The following is a 21,502-nucleotide window of genomic DNA, read 5'->3' on the forward strand; positions in this document are numbered from 1 at the left end:
ACCGTTCTTGATCGACGGTGTGCTTTAACTGTAAGCCTGTTTCGCAAGGTTTGCCTGCGGCTATTTGCCTTCCCAAAGCGCCGCGTACGCTGTAGGCGCAAGCTTGCTCGCGATGGCGGTCTTCCATTCAACATCTGCATCGAATGACAGGGCCTTATCGCGAGCAAGCTTGCTCCTGCAGGGGGGGGGGAATCAGTTGGTTTGCGGCATCTCGCCGTTGGCCAGGCGCTGGTTGATGTCGGCGATCACTGCCGGCAAGTCAGTGATGGTGTCGATCATGTAGTGCGGGCGCGAGCCGTCGAACAGTGCGTGGATGCGCTTACGTTCGCTGGCCAATTGCTCGCTGTCGAGGGCGCGATAACCTTCATAGTCCAGGCCCAGCGCGTTGCCCGAGCAGATCAGCGCCACGGTCCACATGCCGGCGCGACGGCCTTCGAGAATGCCGGGCACGGTGTCGTCGATCTTCACGCAAGCCGCGACATCGTCGATGCCCAGGGCGATGACGTTGGCCAAGGCCTGCGCCGGCCACGGACGACCGTTAGGCACTTCGTCGGTGGCGACCACGTGATCAGCGATGTAGCCGTTGGTGGCGGCCAGCTCGACCACTTTGTCCATGACCTGTTTCGGGTAGCCGGAGCAGGAGCCGATCTTGATCCCTTGCTGGCGCAGGTTGGCAATGGTGTCCAGCGCGCCCGGAATCAGCGCCGAGTGTTCGGCGATTTTCTCGATCTGCAGCGGCATGAAGCGCTGGTAGATCGCGGTGACGTCATCGTCGGTCGGCGTGCGGCCGAATGCCTTGCGATAACGTTCGGCGACAGCCGGCTGATCGCACAGGGTGCGGATGTGATCCCACTTGCCCATGCCCATCGGGCCACGGGCTTCTTCGATGGAGACCTGGACGTCGAATTCAGCGAAGGCTTCGACAAAAATCTGCGTCGGCGCGAAGGAGCCGAAGTCGACTACGGTGCCGGCCCAGTCGAGGATGGCGGCCTGGAGTTTGGTTGGGTTGGTGTAGTTCATGGTGATCAAATTCCTGTAGAAAACTGGCTATTGGAGGACAGCTTTTACTGTGGGAGCAGGCTTGCCCGCGATGAGGCCGTGTCAGTCGGCATCTATGGCGAATGTCAGACCGCTATCGCGGGCAAGCCCGCTCCCACAGGGGAAGGCGGTGTGGTTTAGATCTCTAACACTTCCATCTCGCGCAGCACTTCGGCAATCGCCGCCACCGCCGCGTGCATCTCGGCCTGGTTGACGTGGCCGATGCAGCCGACGCGGAAGGTTTCGACCTGGGTCAACTTGCCGGGGTAGAGAATGAAACCCTTGGCCTTGACGCGTTCGTAGAACTCCTTGAACTGGTAGCGTGGGTCTTTCGGCGCGTGGAAGGTGACGATGATCGGCGCCTGGATCGCGGCGGGCAGGAAGCTGCGCAAGCCGAGTTTGGCCATGTCATCGAGCAACACTTTGCAGTTGTCGGCGTAGCGCTGATGCCGCGCCGGCAAACCGCCTTCTTCGTTGTATTGCAGCAGGGCTTCGTGCAGCGCCGCGACCACGTGGGTCGGCGGGGTAAAGCGCCATTGGCCGGTCTTGGCCATGTAGGTGTGCTGGTCGAACAAGTCCATCGCCAGCGAGTGCGAGTTACCGGCGGCATTCGCCAGCGCGTCTTTGCGAGCGAAGACAAACCCCATCCCCGGCACACCTTCCAGGCATTTGCCCGAGGCGGCAATCAGCGCATCGAACGGCACCTGTTGCGCATCCACCGGCAGCGCGCCGAAAGAACTCATGGCGTCGATGATCAGGCGTTTGCCGTGTTGCGCGATGACCTGGGCAATCTCCGGCAGCGGGTTGAGGATGCCGGTGCTGGTTTCGCAGTGAATCAGCGCGACGTGGGTAATGTGGGCGTCGGCCCGCAGCAGACGGTCAACGTCGGCGGCGGTGGTTGGTTCGTCTTCGGCGGTTTCAAAGGTGCTGAAGGCGCGGCCGAGCACTTCGCAGATTTTCGCCAGGCGTTTGCCGTAGGCGCCGTTGATCAGCACCAGGACTTTGCCGTCGCGAGGCACCAGGGTGCCGATTGCCGCTTCGACCGCGAAGGTGCCGCTGCCTTGCAAGGGCACGCAGTGGTGGCTGGCGCCGCCGTTGATGATCGCCAGCAGTTGCTCGCAGAGGCTGGCGGTCAGTTGATTGAAGCGGTCATCCCATGAACCCCAATCGACCATCATCGCCTGACGGGTGCGGGCCGATGTAGTCAACGGGCCGGGGGTGAGCAGGATGGGTTCGGCAGTACTCATTCTCGTGTCCTCGCAATCGATGGGATGAAGCTACGGGGCTTAAATTGCAATTTGCCGTGCTATCAATCAAATTGTTTGTTGTTATGCCAGCCATCAGTGAGGGTTATTCATGAACCTGTTCCAGCTCCGCGCCTTCGATGCGGTGGCCCGCGAGGGCAGCTTCACCCGGGCCGCCGCGCGGCTGTTCATCAGTCAACCGGCGGTCACCGGGCACATCAAGGCGTTGGAGGAGCACTACCAGATCACCTTGCTGCGGCGAACCGCGCGACGGGTGGAACTGACGGAAGAGGGCACCAAACTCGCGGCCATCACCCGGGCGATGTTTGGCCTGGCCGAAGAAGCTCAAGTGATGCTGGAGGCCAATCGGCAATTGCTCACCGGGCGTCTGGAAGTGGCGGCGGACGGGCCGCACATGGTCATGCCGATGCTCGCGAGCCTGCGCGCGCGGTATCCGGGGATCACCGTGAACCTGCGCCTGGGCAATGCGCAGGAAACCCTGGCGGCGCTGTTATCGGAGCATGCCGATGTGGCGGTGTTGACCGAAGTCGAGCCACGCAAGGGCTTGCATTTGCAGGCGCTGAGCGAGTCGCGGATTTGCGCGCTGGTGCCGCAGGGGCATCCTTGGGCGCAACGTTCGAAGGGGGTGCCGCTGAAGGACCTGGATCAGGTCATCATGGTGTTGCGCGAACCGAGTTCGATCACCCGGCGCACGTTCGATGAGGCTTGCGTCCAAGCGAAGGTGAACCCGCGGGTGTTGCTGGAACTGGACAGTCGCGAGGCGGTGACCGAGGCCGTCGCGGCGCAGTTGGGCGTTGGCGTGGTGTCATCGGTGGAGGTCAGCCATGACCCACGGGTGGCGGCGGTGCCGATAATTGGCGAGGGGTTGCTGAACCGGCACATGATCGGGTGCATGGAGCGGCGGCGGGATTTGCGTTTGATACAGGCGTTTTTCGGGTTGGCGCCAGGTCGATAGACCGAGGTGCGGCAATCGCTGGCAAGCCAGCTCCCACAGGGATTTGCGTCGTACACAAAATAGGTGGTCGCCATAGATCCTGTGGGAGCGGGCTCGCCCGCGATGAGGCCAGAAGGGCCTACACCAGACTCTCGCGAACCATCTCCAGGAACGTCGCCACCACCCGCCGCGAACTCTGCTCGCGCAAGCACACCAGCGTTTCCGTCATCCGCCGCTTGCAGTCGGTAATCGGCAACGCACACACCCGCGAATCCGCGCCAAACTCCGCCGCCGAAACCACGCCAACGCCAATCCCGACGACCACTGCCTCACGCGCCGCTTCCCGGCCTTCGACCTGAATGGCCGGACGAATCCGAAACCCGGCGCCGGCCATTTCCTCTTCCAGCGTCTGACGCGTCACCGAACCGATTTCCCGCAGCACCAGCGGCGTGTCGTCGAGGTCCGCGAGGCAGATCGACTCGCGGTCGGCCCACGGATGATTGCGCGAAACAAACGCCACCATCGGGTCATTGCGCAGCGGCAACGAGATCAATCGTTCATCGCTGACATCGCGCCCGAGCAACGCCAGGTCAGCCTGATAGTTGAACAGCCGAAACAGCGATTCATCGGTGTTGCCGGTTTCGATCTTCACGCTGATGCCGGGGTAGCGCTCGCAGAACCGCGCGATCTGCGGCAGCACGTGCACCGGTGCGTCCACCGCCAGGATCAGGCTGCCGGTCTGCAACGCCTGCGAGTCCTGAAGCAACTCCTGCGCTTCGGCTTCGATAACGAACAATCGTTGCGTAATGCCGAGCAAGCGTTCACCCAGATCGGTCAGGCGCACCGAGCGTTTGTTGCGGTGAAACAGCAGCACCCCGAAGCGTTCTTCGAGTTTGCGCACTTGGTCGGAAATCGCCGGTTGCGTGAGGAAAAGCCGCTCGGCGGCCTTGGTAAAGCTTCCGTGGACGGCGACGGCGTGGAAGGCTTTGAGCTGGGCGTGGGAAACCGACATCGCAATCTCCAGTAACAAGCTGAGCTTATATTGGAAATACGATAAATCGATTTCACTTATTAATCAGTAATTGTTTTTATCGGCCTCAGTCGCGGTGACTGGTCAGTCGAACACCTCCGTGACCATGAGCCTGCGCGTGCAATTGCAGGACTCATCTGACCGATATCGCATCAGGGACGCAGTGATATCGCAGTGCTCAACAATAAAAACACAGGCGTTATTTCTCAATTTCTGCCGGCACACTCACACCCTGAGGTCAGAACCACAATGAACAAGCACATCGGCACCATCAAGCGTTGGCGCGTGCAGATCTTCGCGATCACCTGGCTCGCCTACGCCGCTTTCTACTTCACCCGCAAAGCGTTTTCCGTGGCCAAACTGGGGATCGCCGAAGACCCCACCTTCATGCTCGACAAAATGGCCATGGCCAACCTCGACGCCATCTATCTGACTGCCTACGCCATCGGCCAATTCACCTGGGGCATCCTCGCTGACCGCTTCGGCCCGCGGGTCGTGGTGCTCGGCGGTTTGCTGATTTCCGCCGCCGCAGCGCTGGTGATGGGCAGCTTTGCCACGTTACCGATTTTCGCCACCTGCATGTTGATTCAAGGCCTGGCCCAGTCCACCGGATGGTCGGGGCTGTGCAAGAACATTGGCAGTTTCTTCCCCGCCCAACAGCGCGGGCGGGTGCTCGGTTTATGGAGTTCGTGCTATGCCTTTGGCGGGCTCGTGGCATCGCCGTTTGCCGGTTGGTGGGCGTACACGCTCATCGGCAGCTGGCACGCGGCGTTCATTTCCAGTGCGGCGGTGGTTGGGCTGGTCGCCGTGCTGTTTTTTATTTTTCAACGCAACAAACCGCAAGACGTTGGCTTGCCAGCGGTTGAACCGGAACCTGAGATAACCGCCGAAGAGGCGTATGCGCAAAGCAAGATCAGCGTGCTGGAACCGTTGAAGGAAATCCTGCGCAACCGCACGGTGCTGATCCTCGGCCTCGCGTACTTCCTGCTGAAACCGGCGCGCTACGCGATTCTGCTGTGGGGGCCGGTGATCGTTTTTGAACAGATGCCGACGGTGGGCAAGGTCGGTGCGGCGATCATTCCGACGGCGTTCGAACTGGCCGGATTGCTCGGGCCGATCCTGCTCGGGCTGGCCTCGGACAAACTGTTTGGCGCCCGACGCATGCCGGCCTGCGTGATCAGTTTGCTGGCGCTGACCGTTTCGCTGGCCCTGTTCATGGGCGCCTTGCACACCGGCAGTGTGACGGCGGTGGTGGCGCTGCTGTTCGTGATGGGCCTGACCCTGTACGGGCCGGACTCGATGATCAGCGGCGCGGCGGCCATCGATTTCGGCACGGCCAAGGCTGGCGCAACGTCAGCAGGCTTCGTCAACGGTTGCGGCTCCGTCGGGGCGATTCTCGGCGGCTTGCTGCCGGGTTACTTCGACTCGGTCACCGTGTTCATTATCTTCGCCGGTTGCGCGTTGTTCTCTGCGCTGGTGCTGATCCCTTACTGGAACAGCCGCCCGGCGGGCCTGCAGGCCAAAAGTGCGTTCGTGCCTGACCGGCCGATGAGTGTCAAACCCCTGCGTACCTGAGGAAATACCGATGAGACCTTTCTGGCTGGAACAGGCGCTGGCGGCCGAGTCCTGCGCGCCGTGCGAACCCTTGGTAGGCGATACCCGCGCCGATGTGTGCATCGTCGGCGGTGGCTACACCGGGTTGTGGACCGCGATCATGCTCAAGGAACAGAACCCGCAACTGGATGTGTTGCTGATCGAGGCGGACATCTGCGGTGCCGGCGCCAGTGGCCGCAACGGCGGTTGTGCGCTGTCGTGGTCGGCCAAGTATTTCACCCTGGAAAGGTTGTTCGGCGTCGAAGAGGCGGTGCGGCTGGTCAAGGAATCCGAGCGCAGTATTTACGCGATTGGCACCTTCTGCGAACAGTACGGCGTGGACGCCGATTACCGCCTCGACGGCACGCTCTACACCGCGACCAATCGCGCCCAATGCGGCTCGACCGACGCGGTGATCGCAGCGCTCGAACGCCATGGCATCAACTCGTTCACCCAGCGGCCGGTTGAGGATGTGCAGCGCATGGCCGGTTCCCGCAAGCACCTGGAAGGCTGGTTTTCACCGGCCGCCGCCAGCGTGCAACCGGGCAAACTGGTGCGCGGTTTGCGCCGGGTGGCGTTGCAGTTGGGCGTGAGAATTCATGAGAACACCGCGATGACCGGGCTGAAGGAGGGCAAACCGGCAGGGATCGAGACTGCGCACGGCACCGTCCGTGCGGACCGGGTCGTACTGGCGATGAACGCGTGGATGGCCCGCGCGTTCCCGCAGTTCGAACGCAGCGTGGCGATTGTTTCCAGCGACATGCTGATCACCGAACCACGGCCGGAGCTGCTCAACCAAATCGGTTTGACCAGCGGTGTCACGGTGCTGGATTCGCGGATTTTCGTGCACTATTACCACAACACCCCGGACGGCCGGATCATGCTCGGCAAGGGCGGCAACACCTTCGCCTACGGTGGGCGAATGCTGCCGGTGTTCGATCAGCCGTCGCCCTATGGGGGCCTGTTGCAGCACAGCCTCAGGGCGTTTTTTCCGGCGTTTGCCGAGGTCAGGGTCGAGGCGACGTGGAACGGTCCGTCAGATCGCTCGGTCACCGGGTTGCCGTTCTTCGGCCAGATGAGCGCCCACGGCAATGTGTTCTACGGTTTCGGTTATTCCGGCAGCGGGGTCGGGCCGTGTCACATGGGCGGGCAGATTCTCGCTTCGATGGTCCAGGGCCTCGACAATGTCTGGACCCGTTCGCCGCTGGTCAACGGTCCATTGGGCTTTTTTCCGCCGGAACCGATTCGCTACCTCGGCTCGCTGATGGTGCGCAACGCCATCCGCCGCAAGGAGCGCGCCGAAGATCACGGGCGTCGGCCACGGCATCTGGATGTGCGCCTGGCGAAGTTTGCGGCGGCAGCAGGCAAGGCGGACAAGGGCTGATCAGGCCTGACGGTTGATCAGCCAATCGAGCAGCAGCCGGTCATCGCCGGGTGGTTGCCGGGTGGTTCGAGGCGCTGACGGATGGCTCGCCGTCGCGCACAACACCGGGCGGTCCGGATCGCTGTCGAGGAAACTGATGAGCACTTCGGTGCCGGCGATCGGCAGCCTCGACGGATCGATCCGTCCGTCCGCTGTGGCGAGGGCCAGGGGCAGCCAAATGCCTGGGGATTGATCGTCATCGGACTCCGGGAAGGGCCACAATCTGACCTGTATCTGGCCTTGGTCATCCAGCACCGCCGGCTGTCCGACAGGGCCGAGCACCCGGGCCGTCTGAAAACCCGGAATCCCGGGCCTGGCGTGAATCAGCGCGGGGCGGAACACCGTTGACCACGGAATGGCGGTGAACTGATTGCTGTAGCGTCGGGCCGTGATGGTAGTGGTCCGGGTGAGAATCGACGGCTGCTGGCCCTGATGACGCAGCTCGGTCAGCAGCCATTGATCGTTGAAGTTCGGCAGCGGATGTTCCGAGACTTGCACGATGCGTCCACTGCGCAATTCGCTCTGGTCGCTTTGCCCCTGAATCTGCCGATGCCGACAGCGCAGTCGCTCGAGTATCCGGCGGCTGAGCCGTTCCCGATCGAGCGGTGGCGGGGCGGGGCGCGTGGCGAGTGGAGGCGAGGTGTGCCGCTGGAACAATTCGTTGATCACCGGCTCGTTCGCGTGTTCGGGTGTGTCGCCATGAAATGGCATCAGCAGCGGTTCCTGGGGGAAACTCAGGCTGTCATCCGCCAGCACCAGCACATGGCCGTCGCATTGATGTTCGAAGTGAAAGTGGATGCCTTCTTCTTCGCAGAGGCGTTGCAGGAACGTCAGGTCGCTCTCCTCAAACTGAATGCAAAACGGCCTGACGGGATAACGTCCGTTCGGCAGCTCAAAACGGTAGCTGTCTTCCGGGACTGAGTTTTCTGCGAGTAACTGGCGCAGGATCGCTGGCACATTGAGTTGATGGAACACCCGACGGCAACGCTGCCGGTCGAGGTTTTGCAACCAGGGCACCACCACCAGTCTGTACCCGATCCAGTGTGGGCCGCGATGTTCGTGGCTGGCGCTGTGGACGATGCCATGAATACCAAGACCTTGCGCCAGGCCGAGGAACACAGGTTGCTGCAACAAGTGATCCGGGCTCATCGTCGGCGACAGGCCTATCACCTCGACGTCGAATCGATAGGGCTGGTTGAGCGCTTCATGACCACTGAACTGCACCACCTGCCAACTCAGATCGGCGTCCAGCAGTGTGAGGGTGAAGGGACTTTCCTTGTCGTTGTGCATCGATCGCGCTTCTGCCATGGAGTACGGGTACAGAGGGTACGAAACCATGGGCCTTTAGGGTCACCGCAAATCGATGTTTCAGAATCGCCCTACAACCAGCGGTGAAGATGTCGATTCGACAGGATGGATTTTTTGGTCGATTGCCAACTTTAGGCCGTATAAACTTGCGCAAAGCGTCGGCCAATAGATGTCTCGGCGCCACAGATAGAGAGTGAGTAATGGGCGCACAGTGGAAGGTTAAACACAAAGAAGCGGCGTCTAACGCCAAGGGCAAGATCTTCGGCAAACTGGTGAAGGAAATCACCATTGCTGCGCGCAACGGTGCCGATGTTGCGACCAACGCACACTTGCGTCTGGTGGTCGAACAGGCGAAAAAGGCCTCGATGCCCCGCGAAACCCTGGAACGTGCGATCAAGAAAGGCTCCGGCCAGCTCGGCGAAACCGTGCAATACCACCGCGTGACCTACGAAGGGTTCGCGCCGCACCAGGTGCCGCTGATCGTTGAATGCGTGACTGACAATATCAACCGCACCGTCGCTGAAATCCGCGTCGCGTTCCGCAAGGGCCAGCTCGGCGCCTCCGGTTCCGTCGCCTGGGACTTTGACCATGTCGGCATGATCGAGGCGTCCCCGGACAGCCCGGATGCCGATCCGGAAATGGCCGCTATCGAAGCGGGCGCACAGGATTTCGAACCTGGCGAAGAGGGCGCGACCCTGTTCATCACCGAAGCGACCGATCTGGATTCGGTGCAGAAAGCCTTGCCTGAGCAGGGGTTCACCGTGTTGTCGGCGAAGCTGGGTTACAAGCCGAAGAACCCGGTCAGCGGCCTGAGCGACGAGCAGATGGCTGAAGTCGAAGCGTTCCTCGAAGGCCTCGACAACCACGATGACGTGCAGGACATGTTTGTCGGGTTGGCGGGGTAATTTGTTTCTTCAGTGATACCGCCTTCGCCGGCTTGCCGGCGAAGGGGGTGGGTGCTGAGCGCCCTATCCTGTGTTCAGACCGTCTCCCTGACCTCCACCAATTGCCCCAGCCGGCTGCGCGTGCGCGCCAGGTCAATGGCATCGCCGCCCAGGCTTTCGCGCAACGAGCGGTGGCCGAGCAGGATCAGGTGCTTGTCCTGATCGTACAGAACGTCCACCAGATTGATGAAACGCTGCTGCGCTGCGATTGAGCAGTCGGCGAGGTTGGGCAGTTTGTCGATGATCCAGTGGTCGAAACGCCGGCACAACTCCAGGTAATCCATGACTGCCGTGGGGTGGTCGCACAGATCGGCGAAAGTGAACCCGATGGTTCGTCCTGCGCAATATCGGGCTGGCAGATGCCGGCTGCCGACGGGCAAAGGAATGGCCGGCGCGTCGGGCTCGGGCAGGTTCAGTGCCTGACGTTGCGCCAATGTGGCCGGCCAGACGTAGTGCCCCTGGGTAAACAGCTGCTGGGCGTGGGTTCTCGCCTGACTGCGATAGTCATGTGGACCGCCGACTTCCATGACCTGCATGCGTGCGTTGATCAAGTCGATCACCGGTTTGAAGCGTGCGTGGTAGAGCGGGTTCGGCAGCAAGCCTTCAGGCGGGTAATTGGAGGTCACCAGCAGCAGAATGCCTCGGCGGAACAGGGCCTTGAACAGCCGCGTGATCAGCATCGCGTCGCCGATGTCGTGGACGTGAAACTCGTCGAAACACAGCACCCGGCAATCGCTCAGCAAGTCATCGAGGGTCGTCGCCAGCGCATCCGTGTGATCGCGATGACTGAACATGCCCTGGTGTAGTCGAGCGAAAAACTCATGGAAGTGCAGGCGCTGTTTTTCCGCGATCGGCAGTGCCTGGAAAAAGCCGTCGAGCAACCAGCTCTTGCCGCGCCCCACGGCGCCATACAGGTATAGGCCCGGCAGCGTTTTTGCCGACGTGCCGAGCAGTGCTGCGGCGTGATTCGCCATGCAGTCGATCACGCGCTGCTGGCTATGGCTAAGGGTGTAACCCTGCGCGTGCGCCTTGTGCCGGAAGTAGTCGTGGACCACTCGCCCCGTCGCTGAATGAGGGGCGGAGGCGGTCGATACCTTGCCGAAGAGACGACGAAGCACGGGCCAGCGTGGTGTGAATCGCGAACGGTTGGGCGGTCGAACGGCCACTGTGTCACCCCGTAATCGTCAGGCAGGCTCCCCGAGCTGCGGCGGCGTAGTGTAACCAATACGGTAAATTGGCTTCCAGTTGTGTAGACAGGTACGGGACGCAAAACGGGCGGCACTGGAGGTGAGGTTTGGACTCTGTCAGTTATCCTGGCGCGGAACCTGTGGGAGCCAGACCGGCTTGCCCCCACAGGTTTTTATGTCGTTTGATCGATCAGCGAACTACCGCTCGATACTACGATTCCACCGCGCATTCCACGCCGGGCGCTGTTCGTTGACCTGGTCCCAATCGATGGCAATCGCCGTGGTCAGATACTGCTTCATCGCCTCGACCTGGCCACGGGTTTTGTCAGTGGTCGGGGTATTCGGGTTGGACGGGATCTGATCACCATCTTCAAGCGCAGCGGCTTGCGCCTCGGGCGTCAGCAGAAACGCGGCGAGTTTCTGCGCCAGTTCCGGTTGGGTGTTGTTGGCGATGGCGCATTCGGCCACGTTGAGGACCACCGCGCCTTCCTTCGGTTGCGCGTATTCGACCGGCATGCCTTTGAGTTTCAGCGCCGTGACCTGGGTTGGCGTCAACGGGAACAGCGCCGCTTCGTCGGTCTGGAGCATTTCGGAAATCTTCGCCGAACTCGGAATGTATTCCAGCACGTTGCGTCCGACAGTGTTCGGCCACGCCTTGAAACCTGGTTCGACGTCGGTTTCGCTGCCGCCCTGAATCCGGTTGAACATCAGGAAACCGTGCAGGCCAAAGGTTGACGAGGCCATCGACTGGAACACCAGTTTGTCCTTGAAGCGCGGGTCGGCCATGTCCATCCACGAGGTTGGCGCAGCCCAGCCTTTTTCCTTGAACAGTCGTGTGTTGTACGCCAGTCCGGTGACGCCGAGGCTGACCGCCACGGCCTGGTCCTTGATGCGGCCCTTGGCCGGGATCTGCGCCAGGGTCGGGCTGTCTTCGAGTTTGTCGCACAGGCCCATGGCGATGGCGCGGTACATGATGCCGTCGTCGAGGAACATCACGTGCATCTGCGGGTTGCCTTTGCTGGCCTGAACCTTGGCCAGAATGTCGGCGGAAGTGCCCGGCACGATCACCACTTTGACGTTATTGGCCTTTTCGAAAACCGGCAGCACCTTGTCGGCGTAGAGCCGTTCCATGGTCCCGCCGTTCATGCCGAGGTAAAGCGTCGGTTCGGCCTGGGCCTGGGTGGCCGTGAGCAGGACACTCAGGCATGAAAGTCCGAGCAGTGCAGTGCGTTTGACGTTATTCATTGGCGCGACCTTCCTCTATCAAGCAACGGAGATGGAGTGAAACCGGGTGATGGAAAACGCATCCAGCGACGTGGTTGAAGCGCCGCTGCAGATGATCTCGGTGAGCGCCTGGCCCACCGCAGGGCCGATCTGAAAACCTGCGCCGGCAAAGCCGAACGCGTGCAACAGACCGGGTTGAGTGCCACTGTGGCCGATCACTGGCTGGCGATCGGGCAGGTAACCTTCGGTGCCGCTCCAGGTACGAATCGCCTGGGCGCCTTCAAGAAACGGATAGAGCTCGACGGCTTGTCGAAGGATCTCGATCACCGCGTGTTGACCAGGGCGCGCGCGGGCATCGTCGAGGGCAAATCCCTGGCCGCCGCCGAGTACGCAGTTGCCGCGCGCGACCTGACGCGCGTAGATGCCGCCACCCTCGACGCCGGTGCTGGCATCCATCACCCATGGCAAGGGCTCGGTGACCAACATCGCCGGGTGCCCGGCGTGCATCGGCACCGCTTCGTCGAACTGCGCGGCAAGGCTGCCGGCCCACGCACCGGCGCAGTTCAACAACCAGGGCGCGTGCAGTTGCAGACCGTTTTGCGTGCTGACCCGAAAGCGCTGACCGTCATGCTCCACTGCGCTCACTGCGCATTGTTCGTGGACGTGCGCACCGTGGCGCTGTGCTGCCCGGGCAAATGCGGGTGAAACCAGTCGCGGGTTGGCGTGACCGTCATCCGGGCAAAACGAAGCGCCGACTGCGACGTCGCCGACCCACGGAAAACGCGCGCGTAATTCAGTGCGGTCGAGCACCTGCAAATCGAGGCCAAAACCCTGACTGCTGGCGGCATAGTCCTGCAGCGCGCGCAGGTCGTCGAAGCTGCGCGCCAGTTTCAGGTGGCCGCTGCGCTGGTACTCACCGTCGATGCCGATCAACTGCGGCAACTGCCCCCAGATCTCGTGAGCTTGTTGCGACAGCGGCAGTTGTGACAGCGGTCGGCCCTGACGCCGCACGCCGCCGTAGTTCACGCCGCTCGAGTGCGAACCGCAAAAGTCCCGCTCCAGCAGCGCCACACGCCGACCGGCCTTGCTCAGGAAAAGCGCGGCGGAGGCGCCGACAATGCCGCCGCCGATGATCACTGCATCGACCTCGATCATGGCTCGACCTCCAGACCAAACGGCAGCGGTTTGATCGGTGCCTGCGCCCGCAGGCGGCCGATGTCAGAGATGCTTCGCTGACTGGCGCAGGCAATGATTTCGGCGGCGGCAGCGCCACACATGCGCCCCTGACAGCGGCCCATGCCGACCCGGCAATGGGCCTTGACCCGGTTGATCTCCCAATGGCCTTCGCGCACGACGTCGCGGATGTCGCCGGCGCGCACTTCTTCGCAGCGGCAGATCATCGCGGCGTCAGGCGTATCGGCCGCCCAGCTTTGTGGAAACACGAAGGCGCATTCCAGGCCTTGGCGAAAACGATTGATTCGTTCAAGTGCCTGCTCCAGTTGCACGCCACGCTTGGGCGCAATCACGTAGCCCATGTCTTCGAGCACGGCGAGGGCGGCCCGTTCGCCGGCCATTTCCGCCGCGTCGGCGCCCATGATGCCGGCGCCGTCACCGGCCAGATATACCTCGGCGACACTGCTGCGACCGGCGCTGTCACGCTGCGGCAGCCAGGCGCGGTTGAGCGGGTTCCAGGTGAATGCGCAACCGAGCAGATCAGCGAGTTGGGTTTCGCTGCGCAGACCGTGGGCGAAAGCCACGGCGTCGCAGTCCAGCTGATGTTCACCGTTTGAGTTGGACCAACTCAGCGACTGCACACGCTGTTCACCTTCGACGCGTTGCAAGGTTGCACCCTGATGCACCGGGATGCCGTGAGCGGTCAGCCAGCTGCGGTAGTAGATGCCTTTGGCCAATGTGGCCGGTTGCGACAACAGGCCGGGCAGGGCGCGGGCCTGGGCGCTGAACGGCGAGCTGTCGAGTACCGCGACCACCTTCGCGCCGGCCTTGGCGTATTGATACGCCACCAGATACAGCAACGGTCCGCTGCCGGCGAACACCACCCGTTCACCGATGGCGCAGCCCTGGAATTTCAGGGCAATCTGCGCCGCGCCGAGGCTGTAGACGCCCGGCAGTGTCCAGCCAGGCACCGGCAACACCCGGTCGGTGGCGCCGGTGGCGACGATCACCCGAGAGAACTCCAGCCGTGCAGCGAGCCGCCCGTGCAAAGTGTCGAGCGTGCCGGCCTCGGCGTTCCATGCCAGGGTTTCAGGACGATAGTCGAGCTGTTCGCGTAACTCATCGATCGTCTGATGCAGCGCCTTCGCCTTGCGTGCTTCGAAGCCATACAACTTGACCGCCGAGCGTTTGAAGTTCGCCGGTTGCCGCCGATAAATCTGCCCACCACCGCGTGCGGCTTCGTCCAGTAGCACCGGGCGCACACCATGCGCCACCAGCGTCTGCGCCGCACGAATCCCGGCCGGCCCGGCACCGACAATCACCACCGACTTCATACCCACCTCCCTGTAGCCGATCGCCGCTGAATCCCTGTGGGAACCAGCCTGCTGGCGATGACGGTGGCACAGTCAACAATGAAGGGGACTGACACTCCGCCATCGCGAGCAAGCTCGCTCCCACAGTTGATTGAAGTTGGCTGAACATTGTGTGATCGACGCCGCACCCCTGTGGGAGCCAGCCTGCTGGCGATGACGGTGGCACAGTCAACAATGAGGGGGACTGACACTCCGCCATCGCGAGCAGGCTCGCTCCCACAGTTGATTGAAGTTGGCTGAACATTGTGTGATCGACGCCGCACCCCTGTGGGAGCCAGCCTGCTGGCGATGACGGTGGCACAGTCAACAATGAAGGGGACTGACACTCCGCCATCGCGAGCAAGCTCGCTCCCACAGTTGATTGAAGTTGACTGAACATTGTGTGATCGACGCCGCCCCCCTGTGGGAGCCAGCCTGCTGGCGATGACGGTGGCACAGTCAACAATGAGGGCGACTGACACTCCGCCATCGCGAGCAGGCTCGCTCCCACAGTTGATTGAAGTTGGCTGAACATTATGTGATCGACGCCGCACCCCTGTGGGAGCCAGCCTGCTGGCGATGACGGTGGCACAGTCAAAAATGAGGGCGACTGACACTCCGCCATCGCGAGCAAGCTCGCTCCCACAGTTGATTGAAGTTGGCTGAACATTGTGTGATCGACGCCGCCCCCCTGTGGGAGCCAGCCTGCTGGCGATGACGGTGGCACAGTCAACAATGAGGGCGACTGACACTCCGCCATCGCGAGCAGGCTCGCTCCCACAGCTGATTGAAGTTGGCTGAACATTGTGTGATCGACGCCGCCCCCCTGTGGGAGCCAGCCTGCTGGCGATGACGGTGGCAGAGTCAACAATGAGGGGGACTGACACTCCGCCATCGCGAGCAGGCTCGCTCCCACAGTTGATTGAAGTTGGCTGAACATTGTGTGATCGACACCGCCCCCCTGTGGGAGCCAGCCTGCTGGCGATGACGGTGCCACAGTCAACAATGAGGGCGACTGACACTCCGCCATCGCGAGCAGGCTCGCTCCCACAGTTGATTGAAGTTGGCTGAACATTGTGTGATCGACGCCGGACCCCTGTGGGAGCCAGCCTGCTCGCGATGACGGTGGCACAGTCAAAAATGAGGGCGACTGACACTCCGCCATCGCGAGCAAGCTCGCTCCCACAGTTGATTGAAGTTGGCTGAACATTGTTTGATCGACGCCGCCCCCCTGTGGGAGCCAGCCTGCTGGCGATGACGGTGCCACAGTCAACAATGAGGGCGACTGACACTCCGCCATCGCGAGCAAGCTCGCTCCCACAGTTGATTGAAGTTGGCTGAACATTTTGTGATCGACGCCGCCCCCCTGTGGGAGCTGGCTTGCCAGCGATGAGGCCATCACATGCAACATAGATATCGACTGATCCACCGCCATCGCGAGCAAGCTCGCTCCCACAGGGGATCTCGTTTCGGCAGACAGAAAAGGTGGTCATAGCGATCGCCCCGGTTCACGGCTGATGTGCTCGCCGGCTTCAAGCAGCGTCGAACACGCGCGCACGCGCCGGCCATCACCCAGGCGGACCCAGCAGTCCTGACACGCGCCCATCAAGCAAAACCCGGCACGGAGCTCCGCGCTGAAATCGCTGCCGCGCAAGTGTTCGCTGCAGGTCAGTACGGCGGTCAGCACGGTATCGCCGAGCAGCCCGCTGGCCGGTGCACCGTCCAGGGTAAAGTTCACGGCCGGGCGGTCGCCTTCGGCCAGTCGTTTCAGCAGAGCCATGGCGCCCTCATTGTTTACCCACCAGAACCCGATCCAGGCCGTAGACCCGATCAAGCAGAATCATCGTCAGCGCGGTCAGTGCGATCACCAGTGCCGACACCGCCGCCATCATCGGATCGATGGATTCAGTGGCGTACACGTACATCCGCACCGGCAAGGTTTGCGTGGCCGGCGAGGTAACGAAGATCGACAGCGTGACCTCGTCGAAACTGTTGATGAACGCCAGCAGCCAGCCACCGGCGACCCCCGGCAGAATCATCGGCAAGGTGATCTGGCGGAACAGCGTGAAGCGCCCGGCACCCAACGATTGCGCCGCGTGTTCGGCGCTGCGATCCAGGCCGATGGCCGAGGCCAGCACCAGGCGCAGCACATATGGCGTGATCACCAGCACGTGAGCAAAAATCAGCCAGGCAAAACTGCCGTTGACGCCCATCAGCGCAAACAACCGCAGCAGTGCCACGCCCAACACCAGATGCGGAATGATGATCGGCGACAGAAACAGGCCATTGAAAAAGTCCCGTCCCGGAAACTCGAAACGGGTGATCGCCAATGCCGCCGGCACTGCAATCAGCGTCGCCAGGCTGGCCGCGCAGAACGCCAGAATCAGACTGTTGTAGAACGCATCGACGAAGTCGGCGCGCTCGAATACCGCACGGAACCAGCGCAGGGAAAATTCCGTGGTCGGCAGGCTCAAAGTGTTTTCCGGGGTGAACGCCACGAGGCAGACCACCACCAGCGGCGCCAGCATGAACACCACCACCAGGGTATGGAACAGCAGGGCGAAAGGACCGTTCTTGGACATGACGAGTTATCCCAATGACTTCTTGTAGCGGCCTTCGATCATCCGGTTCCACGACAGCATGATCAGCAGGTTGAGCAACAACAGCGCAACGGCGATGGCCGCGCCCATCGGCCAGTTGAGCTCCGACAGGTACTGGTCGTAGATCAGCGTGGCGACCATCTTGATGCGGCGTCCGCCGAGCAGGCCGGGAATGGCGAAGGAGCTGGCGGCGAGGCCGAACACGATCAATGTGCCGGAGAGCACGCCGGGCATGATTTGCGGCAACACCACCTGGCGCATCACCGTGAAGTGACTGGCCCCTAGCGACATCGCCGCTTGTTCGGCGGCCGGGTCGAGTTTTTGCAGCGAGGTCCAGACCGGAATGATCATGAACGGCAGCATCACGTGAACCAGTGCAATCACCACCGCGAACGGCGTGTACAACAGCTTCACCGGTGAGCCGCCGAAGGCTTGCAGGGTTTGATTGACCAGGCCGTCGGCGCCGAGCAACAGGCTCCAGCCGAAGGCGCGCACCACCACCGAAATCAGCAACGGCGTGAGGATCAGAATCAAAAAAATCGAACGCCATGGCGCGCCCATGCGGCTGAGGATGTAAGCCTCGGGCACACCGATCACCACGCACAACAGGGTGGTCAGGGCGCTGATCCAGAACGTGCGCAGGAAGATTTCGTAGAAGTACGGGTCTCCCAACAGGCTGCTGTAATGGTCGACGGTGTAGGCGTCACCGTTGATGCCCGAGCTGTAGTCGAAGACGTTGAACGACAACACCAGCGTCAGCAGCAGCGGGATCACCAGCAGGCAGACGTACAACGCCAGCGCCGGTGCCGACAGCAGGTAACCCTGACGTCCCTGGCGAAGGGCCACGAGCGTACTCATGCCGACACCTCGTCGACACTCAGCACCCGCAGCAGCGCCGCGTCCCAGTCGAGGCCGACCGGCGTGCCTTCGTTCATGGGTGCCGAGCCGTCGTTGCGGCGCACCACGCTGAGTTCGCCGAGGCTGGTCGAAACGCCGTACAACCATTGGCTGCCGAGAAAGAAGCGGCTGACGATTTTGCCTTGCAGACGGCCGTGATCGTGTTCCCGCAGATCGATTTTTTCCGGCCGCAGGCTGAGGGTCAGTTCACCGCCGCTGCGGACCTGAACCACACCCGCACTGTCACGTTCGCCGGGCAGCAGATTGGCCTTGCCGACAAACCCGGAAATGAACTCGGTGCGCGGGTGTTCGTAGAGGGTGTAAGGCGCGTCGATCTGGGTGATGCGCCCGGCCTGCATCACCACCACGCGGTCACTGATGGACAGCGCTTCGGACTGGTCGTGAGTGACCATCAACGTGGTGATCCCGACTTCGCGCTGGATGCGGCGGATCTCGAATTGCATCTCTTCGCGCAGGTTGGCGTCGAGGTTGGACAGCGGCTCGTCGAGCAGCAGCACCGGCGGTTCGATCACCAGCGCCCGGGCCAGCGCCACACGTTGGCGCTGACCGCCGGAGAGTTCTCGTGGGTAACGCTCGGCATGCTGATCCAGGCGCACCAGTTTCAACACCCGATCCACGCGCTGCTGCAATTCGCCGTTGGCCACTTTGCGCATGCGCAGGCCGAAGGCGACGTTGTCCTTGACGGTCATGTGCGGGAACAACGCATAACTCTGGAACACCACGCCCAAACCACGGCTGGCGGGTTTGGCGTGGGTGATGTCGCGACCGTCGAGCAGAATGCGCCCGCTGGTGACTTCGACGAAGCCGGCGATCATTTGCAGGGTGGTGGTTTTGCCACAGCCGGAAGGGCCGAGCAGGGACACGAACTCGCCTTTCTCGACCGAGAGGTTGGTGGCGACGACGGCGTCGATTTCGCCGTAACGCTTGCCGAGTCCTTCAAGTTGCACAAAAGCCATAACTGCGCTCCACCTGAGATTGTTATGCGCGGCCTGAGGTCGCGCTTTTTTGTATGGGCAGATACGAAAGGGTCTTGCGGGGTGCGTTGGCGCTCGACTTGAGTCGGCTGCCGCTGTTGTTCGAATCGCCCCTGTGGACGCAGATTAGGACGAAGACTAGGATGGGCTCAATGGCCTATTTCACTGAATCGATGGTTATTTTCAGTTTCATTCAGTGAGTAAATAAATCATCGAGAAATGTCATGACTGATTCCATTGAGCGGAATGAAAACAAAAATGAAGTCGGCGTGGGCGCTGTCTCGCGACTGTTTGCGGTGCTGCGCAGTTTGGGTGACACCGTCGAGGGTGGGGAGCGCGTGACGCAACTGGCCCAGCGCATCGGTTTGTCACAACCGACCACGCACCGTTTGCTGCGCAGCCTGATGGACGAGGGCATGGTCGAGCAGGACGTGCGCAGCAAACGCTATCGCCTGAGCCTGGATTTTTTTGCGTTGGCGGCGCGCGCCGGCAACACCGGAAACCTGCGCGAACTGGTGCGGCCATCGTTGCTGCGATTGTCGGCCTCGCTGGGGGATTCGTTGTTTTTGCTGGCGCGCAGCGGGTTTGATGCGATCTGCCTGGACCGCAGTGAAGGGCCGTTTCCAATTCGCACCTTTACCGGCGACATCGGCGGGCGGGTGGCGTTGGGCGTGGGCCAGGGCAGTCTGGCGATTCTGGCGTTCCTGCCGGAAGAGGAGCGCGACACGGTGATCCATTACAACCTGCCGCGACTGAAGGATTTCCATCTGTATGACGAGGTGTTCCTGCGTTCGGAAGTCGAGAACGTGCGCGCCCTCGGTTACGCCGGGCGCAATACCGGCGTGCTGCAAGGCATGGCCGGCGTAGCGGTGCCTATTCTGGATCGTGAGGGGCGAGCGGTGGCGGCGTTGAGTGTGGCCACTGTGAGTGACCGCTTGGGGCCGGACCGTTTGCCGACGGTGGTAGACATGCTCAAGCGCGAAGCGGCGCTGATCGGGCCGCGGATCAATCCCTTTGATCCACTATTGCGCCGGCCATCTCAAGTTTTCGGGCAGGGTTGAAACCACCACAAATCCCCTGTGGGAGCGAGCCTGCTCGCGATAGCGGACTGACAGTCGATATCGATATTGTCTGACACACCGCTATCGCGAGCAGGCTCGCTCCCACATTTGATCAGTGGTGTATTCAGAACTGCACGGTTTGCTTTAGCATTTTCGCCGCAGGCGTGTCTGTCGGGCTGACCATCGCGTAGTTGTAACCGCCCCCCGACCAGTACTCGGCCTGCAATTCACCGTCACTGCGACTGCCCCTCGGCAGCAGGAAGTTTCGCGGCCCCGGCGGGCGCACGTAGAAGCTGACTTTGTGCCCGCTGCGGTCCTCATAAACCACCATCGCCGCCGGCCCCTGCTCGGTACTGAGCAGGCGCCCGCTGACCGGTTTGAACCCTGCGCCGGAAAGGTCCGGCAAGCGATGGGCCTGGGTGAAATAACGGTCGAGCCAACCCTGCATATCGCCGTCATCACTGACCTTGTAATCCGCCGGCAACATGCCTTGCTGAGCAAACAACCGATAGGCCTGCATCGCATCGGCCATCGGCGCGGCAGCGCTGAGGAGGGTCATCTCCCGCGCCTGCCAACCGCTGACCCCACCGATGCCGACGGCAATCAGCAGCACGGCAGCGCTGGCCAGATGGCGGCGCGATTGGCGTTTGAGGCGCCGACGAATCAGCGCCGGGTCGAGGTCCGGGTTGGCCGGTTGCTGCAACGCGCCGCTGAGGGCCGCGCGCAGTTGCTGGGCGTCCTGCTGCCAGGCGCGGACCTGTGCAGACATTTCCACGTTACCGGCCAGAAAAGTCTCCACCATGCGTCGGTCGTCATCATTGAGTTGGTGGTCCACATACGCGTGCAGGTCACGCTCGCTCGGGGGCATGCTGATCATTTGAGTCTCCGCAGAGAAGGGCGGGTGATTTCGCCGTCGCTGAGTTGGCGCAAGGCCTGGCGGGCGCGGGACAGGCGCGACATGACGGTGCCGACGGGAACGTCGAGGATCTCGGCGACCTCCTTGTAACTCAGGCCTTCAACCGACACCCAGAGCAGCAGCGCACGCTGTTCGGTGTTGAGCTGATCGAAGGCTTGCAAGGTCGATTGGGCGATCACGGTGCGTTCTACCGACGGCTGGGAATCGTCACGTCCGGTAAAGAATTCGAGCATCCGTGCATAACGCCGCGAGCGTCGGTGAGCGTCGAGAAATTGCCGATAAAGAATCGAAAACAGCCAGGCCCGCAAGTCGCCTTCGGGGCGTTTGTCGCTCCAGCTCGACAGCGCCCGCTCAAGGCTCGACTGCACCAGATCGTCGGCGCTGCTGGGGTTGCGCGTCAACGACACGGCAAAGCGGCGCAACCTGGGAATGATTTCACTCAGTTGTTCGTCAATTTCGTTCATCAGTTTCTGACTAGTCACTACGCTGTGGACTAGGAAGACGCCCGGCACTTGAGGTTATTCCACGCCCGAAAAAATAAATACCGCGCGATGGAATAAAC

General features: G+C 61.9%; 19 protein-coding genes. 5 read left to right on the forward strand and 14 right to left on the reverse strand.

From position 1 onward, the window contains the following. Positions 1–192: 192 nt before the first annotated feature. Positions 193–1,020, reverse strand: a complete 828-nt coding sequence (gene phnX / locus F8N43_RS01075) for a phosphonoacetaldehyde hydrolase (RefSeq protein ID WP_150632575.1) — start codon at positions 1,018–1,020, stop codon at positions 193–195. Between the two features lie 155 nt (positions 1,021–1,175). Further along, positions 1,176–2,285 (reverse strand): 2-aminoethylphosphonate--pyruvate transaminase, encoded by a 1,110-nt coding sequence (locus F8N43_RS01085; RefSeq protein ID WP_150638799.1) that lies wholly within the window; start codon positions 2,283–2,285, stop codon positions 1,176–1,178. Positions 2,286–2,394: 109 nt separating this feature from the next. Here F8N43_RS01085 and F8N43_RS01090 point away from each other — a divergent pair, with 109 nt between their 5' ends. Continuing rightward, the gene (locus F8N43_RS01090; RefSeq protein ID WP_150632577.1) at positions 2,395–3,258 is read left to right on the forward strand and encodes a LysR substrate-binding domain-containing protein; all 864 of its coding nucleotides are present in this window, start codon (positions 2,395–2,397) and stop codon (positions 3,256–3,258) included. Positions 3,259–3,376: 118 nt separating this feature from the next. Here the strand turns inward: F8N43_RS01090 and F8N43_RS01095 are convergent, their stop codons facing one another. Beyond that, entirely contained in the window at positions 3,377–4,249 is an 873-nt protein-coding gene (locus F8N43_RS01095) for a LysR family transcriptional regulator (protein ID WP_150632578.1), read from the reverse strand. A 267-nt stretch (positions 4,250–4,516) separates the two neighbouring features. Between F8N43_RS01095 and F8N43_RS01100 the strand changes: the two genes are divergently transcribed. Beyond that, positions 4,517–5,842 carry an MFS transporter gene (locus F8N43_RS01100; protein WP_150632579.1) on the forward strand — a complete coding sequence of 442 codons (1,326 nt, stop codon included), beginning with the start codon at positions 4,517–4,519 and terminating at the stop codon, positions 5,840–5,842. Between the two features lie 4 nt (positions 5,843–5,846). Next, positions 5,847–7,244: an FAD-dependent oxidoreductase gene (locus F8N43_RS01105; RefSeq protein WP_191630113.1), complete on the forward strand. Its 1,398-nt coding sequence runs from the start codon at positions 5,847–5,849 to the stop codon at positions 7,242–7,244. Here the strand turns inward: F8N43_RS01105 and F8N43_RS01110 are convergent, their stop codons facing one another. Beyond that, entirely contained in the window at positions 7,245–8,573 is a 1,329-nt protein-coding gene (locus tag F8N43_RS01110) for a type VI secretion system Vgr family protein (protein ID WP_150638795.1), read from the reverse strand. A gap of 218 nt (positions 8,574–8,791) precedes the next feature. Between F8N43_RS01110 and F8N43_RS01115 the strand changes: the two genes are divergently transcribed. Then, entirely contained in the window at positions 8,792–9,496 is a 705-nt protein-coding gene (locus F8N43_RS01115) for a YebC/PmpR family DNA-binding transcriptional regulator (RefSeq protein ID WP_150632582.1), read from the forward strand. Positions 9,497–9,570: 74 nt separating this feature from the next. On the opposite strand, the gene zapE is transcribed toward F8N43_RS01115, so the two are convergent. From zapE to F8N43_RS01165, 8 genes are all read right to left on the reverse strand, one after another. Further along, a complete protein-coding gene (gene zapE / locus F8N43_RS01120) occupies positions 9,571–10,701 on the reverse strand; it encodes a cell division protein ZapE (RefSeq protein WP_150638793.1) in 1,131 nt (376 codons plus the stop codon). A gap of 219 nt (positions 10,702–10,920) precedes the next feature. Beyond that, positions 10,921–11,967, reverse strand: coding sequence for an ABC transporter substrate-binding protein (locus tag F8N43_RS01125; RefSeq protein WP_150632584.1), 1,047 nt, complete (start codon positions 11,965–11,967; stop codon positions 10,921–10,923). An 18-nt stretch (positions 11,968–11,985) separates the two neighbouring features. Further along, positions 11,986–13,101 carry an NAD(P)/FAD-dependent oxidoreductase gene (locus tag F8N43_RS01130; protein ID WP_150653075.1) on the reverse strand — a complete coding sequence of 372 codons (1,116 nt, stop codon included), beginning with the start codon at positions 13,099–13,101 and terminating at the stop codon, positions 11,986–11,988. Further along, complete coding sequence (locus F8N43_RS01135) at positions 13,098–14,453, reverse strand: NAD(P)/FAD-dependent oxidoreductase (RefSeq protein ID WP_150653076.1); 1,356 nt, start codon at positions 14,451–14,453, stop codon at positions 13,098–13,100. Before F8N43_RS01135 ends, F8N43_RS01130 begins: the two co-directional genes overlap by 4 nt. A 1,507-nt stretch (positions 14,454–15,960) precedes the next feature. Next, positions 15,961–16,251 (reverse strand): (2Fe-2S)-binding protein, encoded by a 291-nt coding sequence (locus tag F8N43_RS01150; protein ID WP_150631024.1) that lies wholly within the window; start codon positions 16,249–16,251, stop codon positions 15,961–15,963. A 7-nt stretch (positions 16,252–16,258) separates the two neighbouring features. Beyond that, the gene (locus tag F8N43_RS01155) at positions 16,259–17,053 is read right to left on the reverse strand and encodes an ABC transporter permease (protein ID WP_008031926.1); all 795 of its coding nucleotides are present in this window, start codon (positions 17,051–17,053) and stop codon (positions 16,259–16,261) included. A 6-nt stretch (positions 17,054–17,059) separates the two neighbouring features. Then, positions 17,060–17,929 (reverse strand): ABC transporter permease, encoded by an 870-nt coding sequence (locus F8N43_RS01160; protein WP_150631025.1) that lies wholly within the window; start codon positions 17,927–17,929, stop codon positions 17,060–17,062. Further along, a complete protein-coding gene (locus F8N43_RS01165; RefSeq protein WP_150631026.1) occupies positions 17,926–18,945 on the reverse strand; it encodes an ABC transporter ATP-binding protein in 1,020 nt (339 codons plus the stop codon). The genes F8N43_RS01160 and F8N43_RS01165 overlap by 4 nt, the downstream gene beginning before the upstream one ends. A gap of 242 nt (positions 18,946–19,187) precedes the next feature. On the opposite strand from F8N43_RS01165, the gene F8N43_RS01170 reads away from it, so the two are divergent. Further along, positions 19,188–20,024 (forward strand): IclR family transcriptional regulator, encoded by an 837-nt coding sequence (locus F8N43_RS01170; protein WP_150631027.1) that lies wholly within the window; start codon positions 19,188–19,190, stop codon positions 20,022–20,024. Positions 20,025–20,148: 124 nt separating this feature from the next. On the opposite strand, the gene F8N43_RS01175 is transcribed toward F8N43_RS01170, so the two are convergent. Continuing rightward, on the reverse strand, positions 20,149–20,901 hold the full coding sequence (locus F8N43_RS01175; protein WP_150631028.1) for an anti-sigma factor family protein: 753 nt from the start codon (positions 20,899–20,901) through the stop codon (positions 20,149–20,151). Continuing rightward, positions 20,898–21,404: an RNA polymerase sigma factor gene (locus F8N43_RS01180; RefSeq protein ID WP_150631029.1), complete on the reverse strand. Its 507-nt coding sequence runs from the start codon at positions 21,402–21,404 to the stop codon at positions 20,898–20,900. The genes F8N43_RS01175 and F8N43_RS01180 overlap by 4 nt, the downstream gene beginning before the upstream one ends. Positions 21,405–21,502 lie beyond the last annotated feature (98 nt).

Origin of the sequence: Pseudomonas fluorescens (assembly GCF_902498065.1) — a bacterium.
Classification (GTDB): domain Bacteria; phylum Pseudomonadota; class Gammaproteobacteria; order Pseudomonadales; family Pseudomonadaceae; genus Aquipseudomonas; species Aquipseudomonas fluorescens_BJ.

Bases quoted from the DNA above. Each gene is read 5' to 3' on its own strand.
- F8N43_RS01095 (WP_150632578.1), bottom strand. From the start codon at position 4,249: ATGTCGGTTTCCCACGCCCAGCTCAAAGCCTTCCACGCCGTCGCCGTC.
- F8N43_RS01085 (WP_150638799.1), bottom strand. From the start codon at position 2,285: ATGAGTACTGCCGAACCCATCCTGCTCACCCCCGGCCCGTTGACTACA.
- F8N43_RS01160 (WP_150631025.1), bottom strand. From the start codon at position 17,929: ATGAGTACGCTCGTGGCCCTTCGCCAGGGACGTCAGGGTTACCTGCTG.
- F8N43_RS01170 (WP_150631027.1), top strand. From the start codon at position 19,188: ATGACTGATTCCATTGAGCGGAATGAAAACAAAAATGAAGTCGGCGTG.
- F8N43_RS01110 (WP_150638795.1), bottom strand. From the start codon at position 8,573: ATGCACAACGACAAGGAAAGTCCCTTCACCCTCACACTGCTGGACGCC.
- F8N43_RS01090 (WP_150632577.1), top strand. From the start codon at position 2,395: ATGAACCTGTTCCAGCTCCGCGCCTTCGATGCGGTGGCCCGCGAGGGC.
- F8N43_RS01130 (WP_150653075.1), bottom strand. From the start codon at position 13,101: ATGATCGAGGTCGATGCAGTGATCATCGGCGGCGGCATTGTCGGCGCC.
- F8N43_RS01155 (WP_008031926.1), bottom strand. From the start codon at position 17,053: ATGTCCAAGAACGGTCCTTTCGCCCTGCTGTTCCATACCCTGGTGGTG.
- F8N43_RS01180 (WP_150631029.1), bottom strand. From the start codon at position 21,404: ATGAACGAAATTGACGAACAACTGAGTGAAATCATTCCCAGGTTGCGC.
- F8N43_RS01165 (WP_150631026.1), bottom strand. From the start codon at position 18,945: ATGGCTTTTGTGCAACTTGAAGGACTCGGCAAGCGTTACGGCGAAATC.
- F8N43_RS01175 (WP_150631028.1), bottom strand. From the start codon at position 20,901: ATGATCAGCATGCCCCCGAGCGAGCGTGACCTGCACGCGTATGTGGAC.
- F8N43_RS01100 (WP_150632579.1), top strand. From the start codon at position 4,517: ATGAACAAGCACATCGGCACCATCAAGCGTTGGCGCGTGCAGATCTTC.
- phnX (WP_150632575.1), bottom strand. From the start codon at position 1,020: ATGAACTACACCAACCCAACCAAACTCCAGGCCGCCATCCTCGACTGG.
- F8N43_RS01125 (WP_150632584.1), bottom strand. From the start codon at position 11,967: ATGAATAACGTCAAACGCACTGCACTGCTCGGACTTTCATGCCTGAGT.
- F8N43_RS01150 (WP_150631024.1), bottom strand. From the start codon at position 16,251: ATGGCTCTGCTGAAACGACTGGCCGAAGGCGACCGCCCGGCCGTGAAC.
- F8N43_RS01115 (WP_150632582.1), top strand. From the start codon at position 8,792: ATGGGCGCACAGTGGAAGGTTAAACACAAAGAAGCGGCGTCTAACGCC.
- F8N43_RS01135 (WP_150653076.1), bottom strand. From the start codon at position 14,453: ATGAAGTCGGTGGTGATTGTCGGTGCCGGGCCGGCCGGGATTCGTGCG.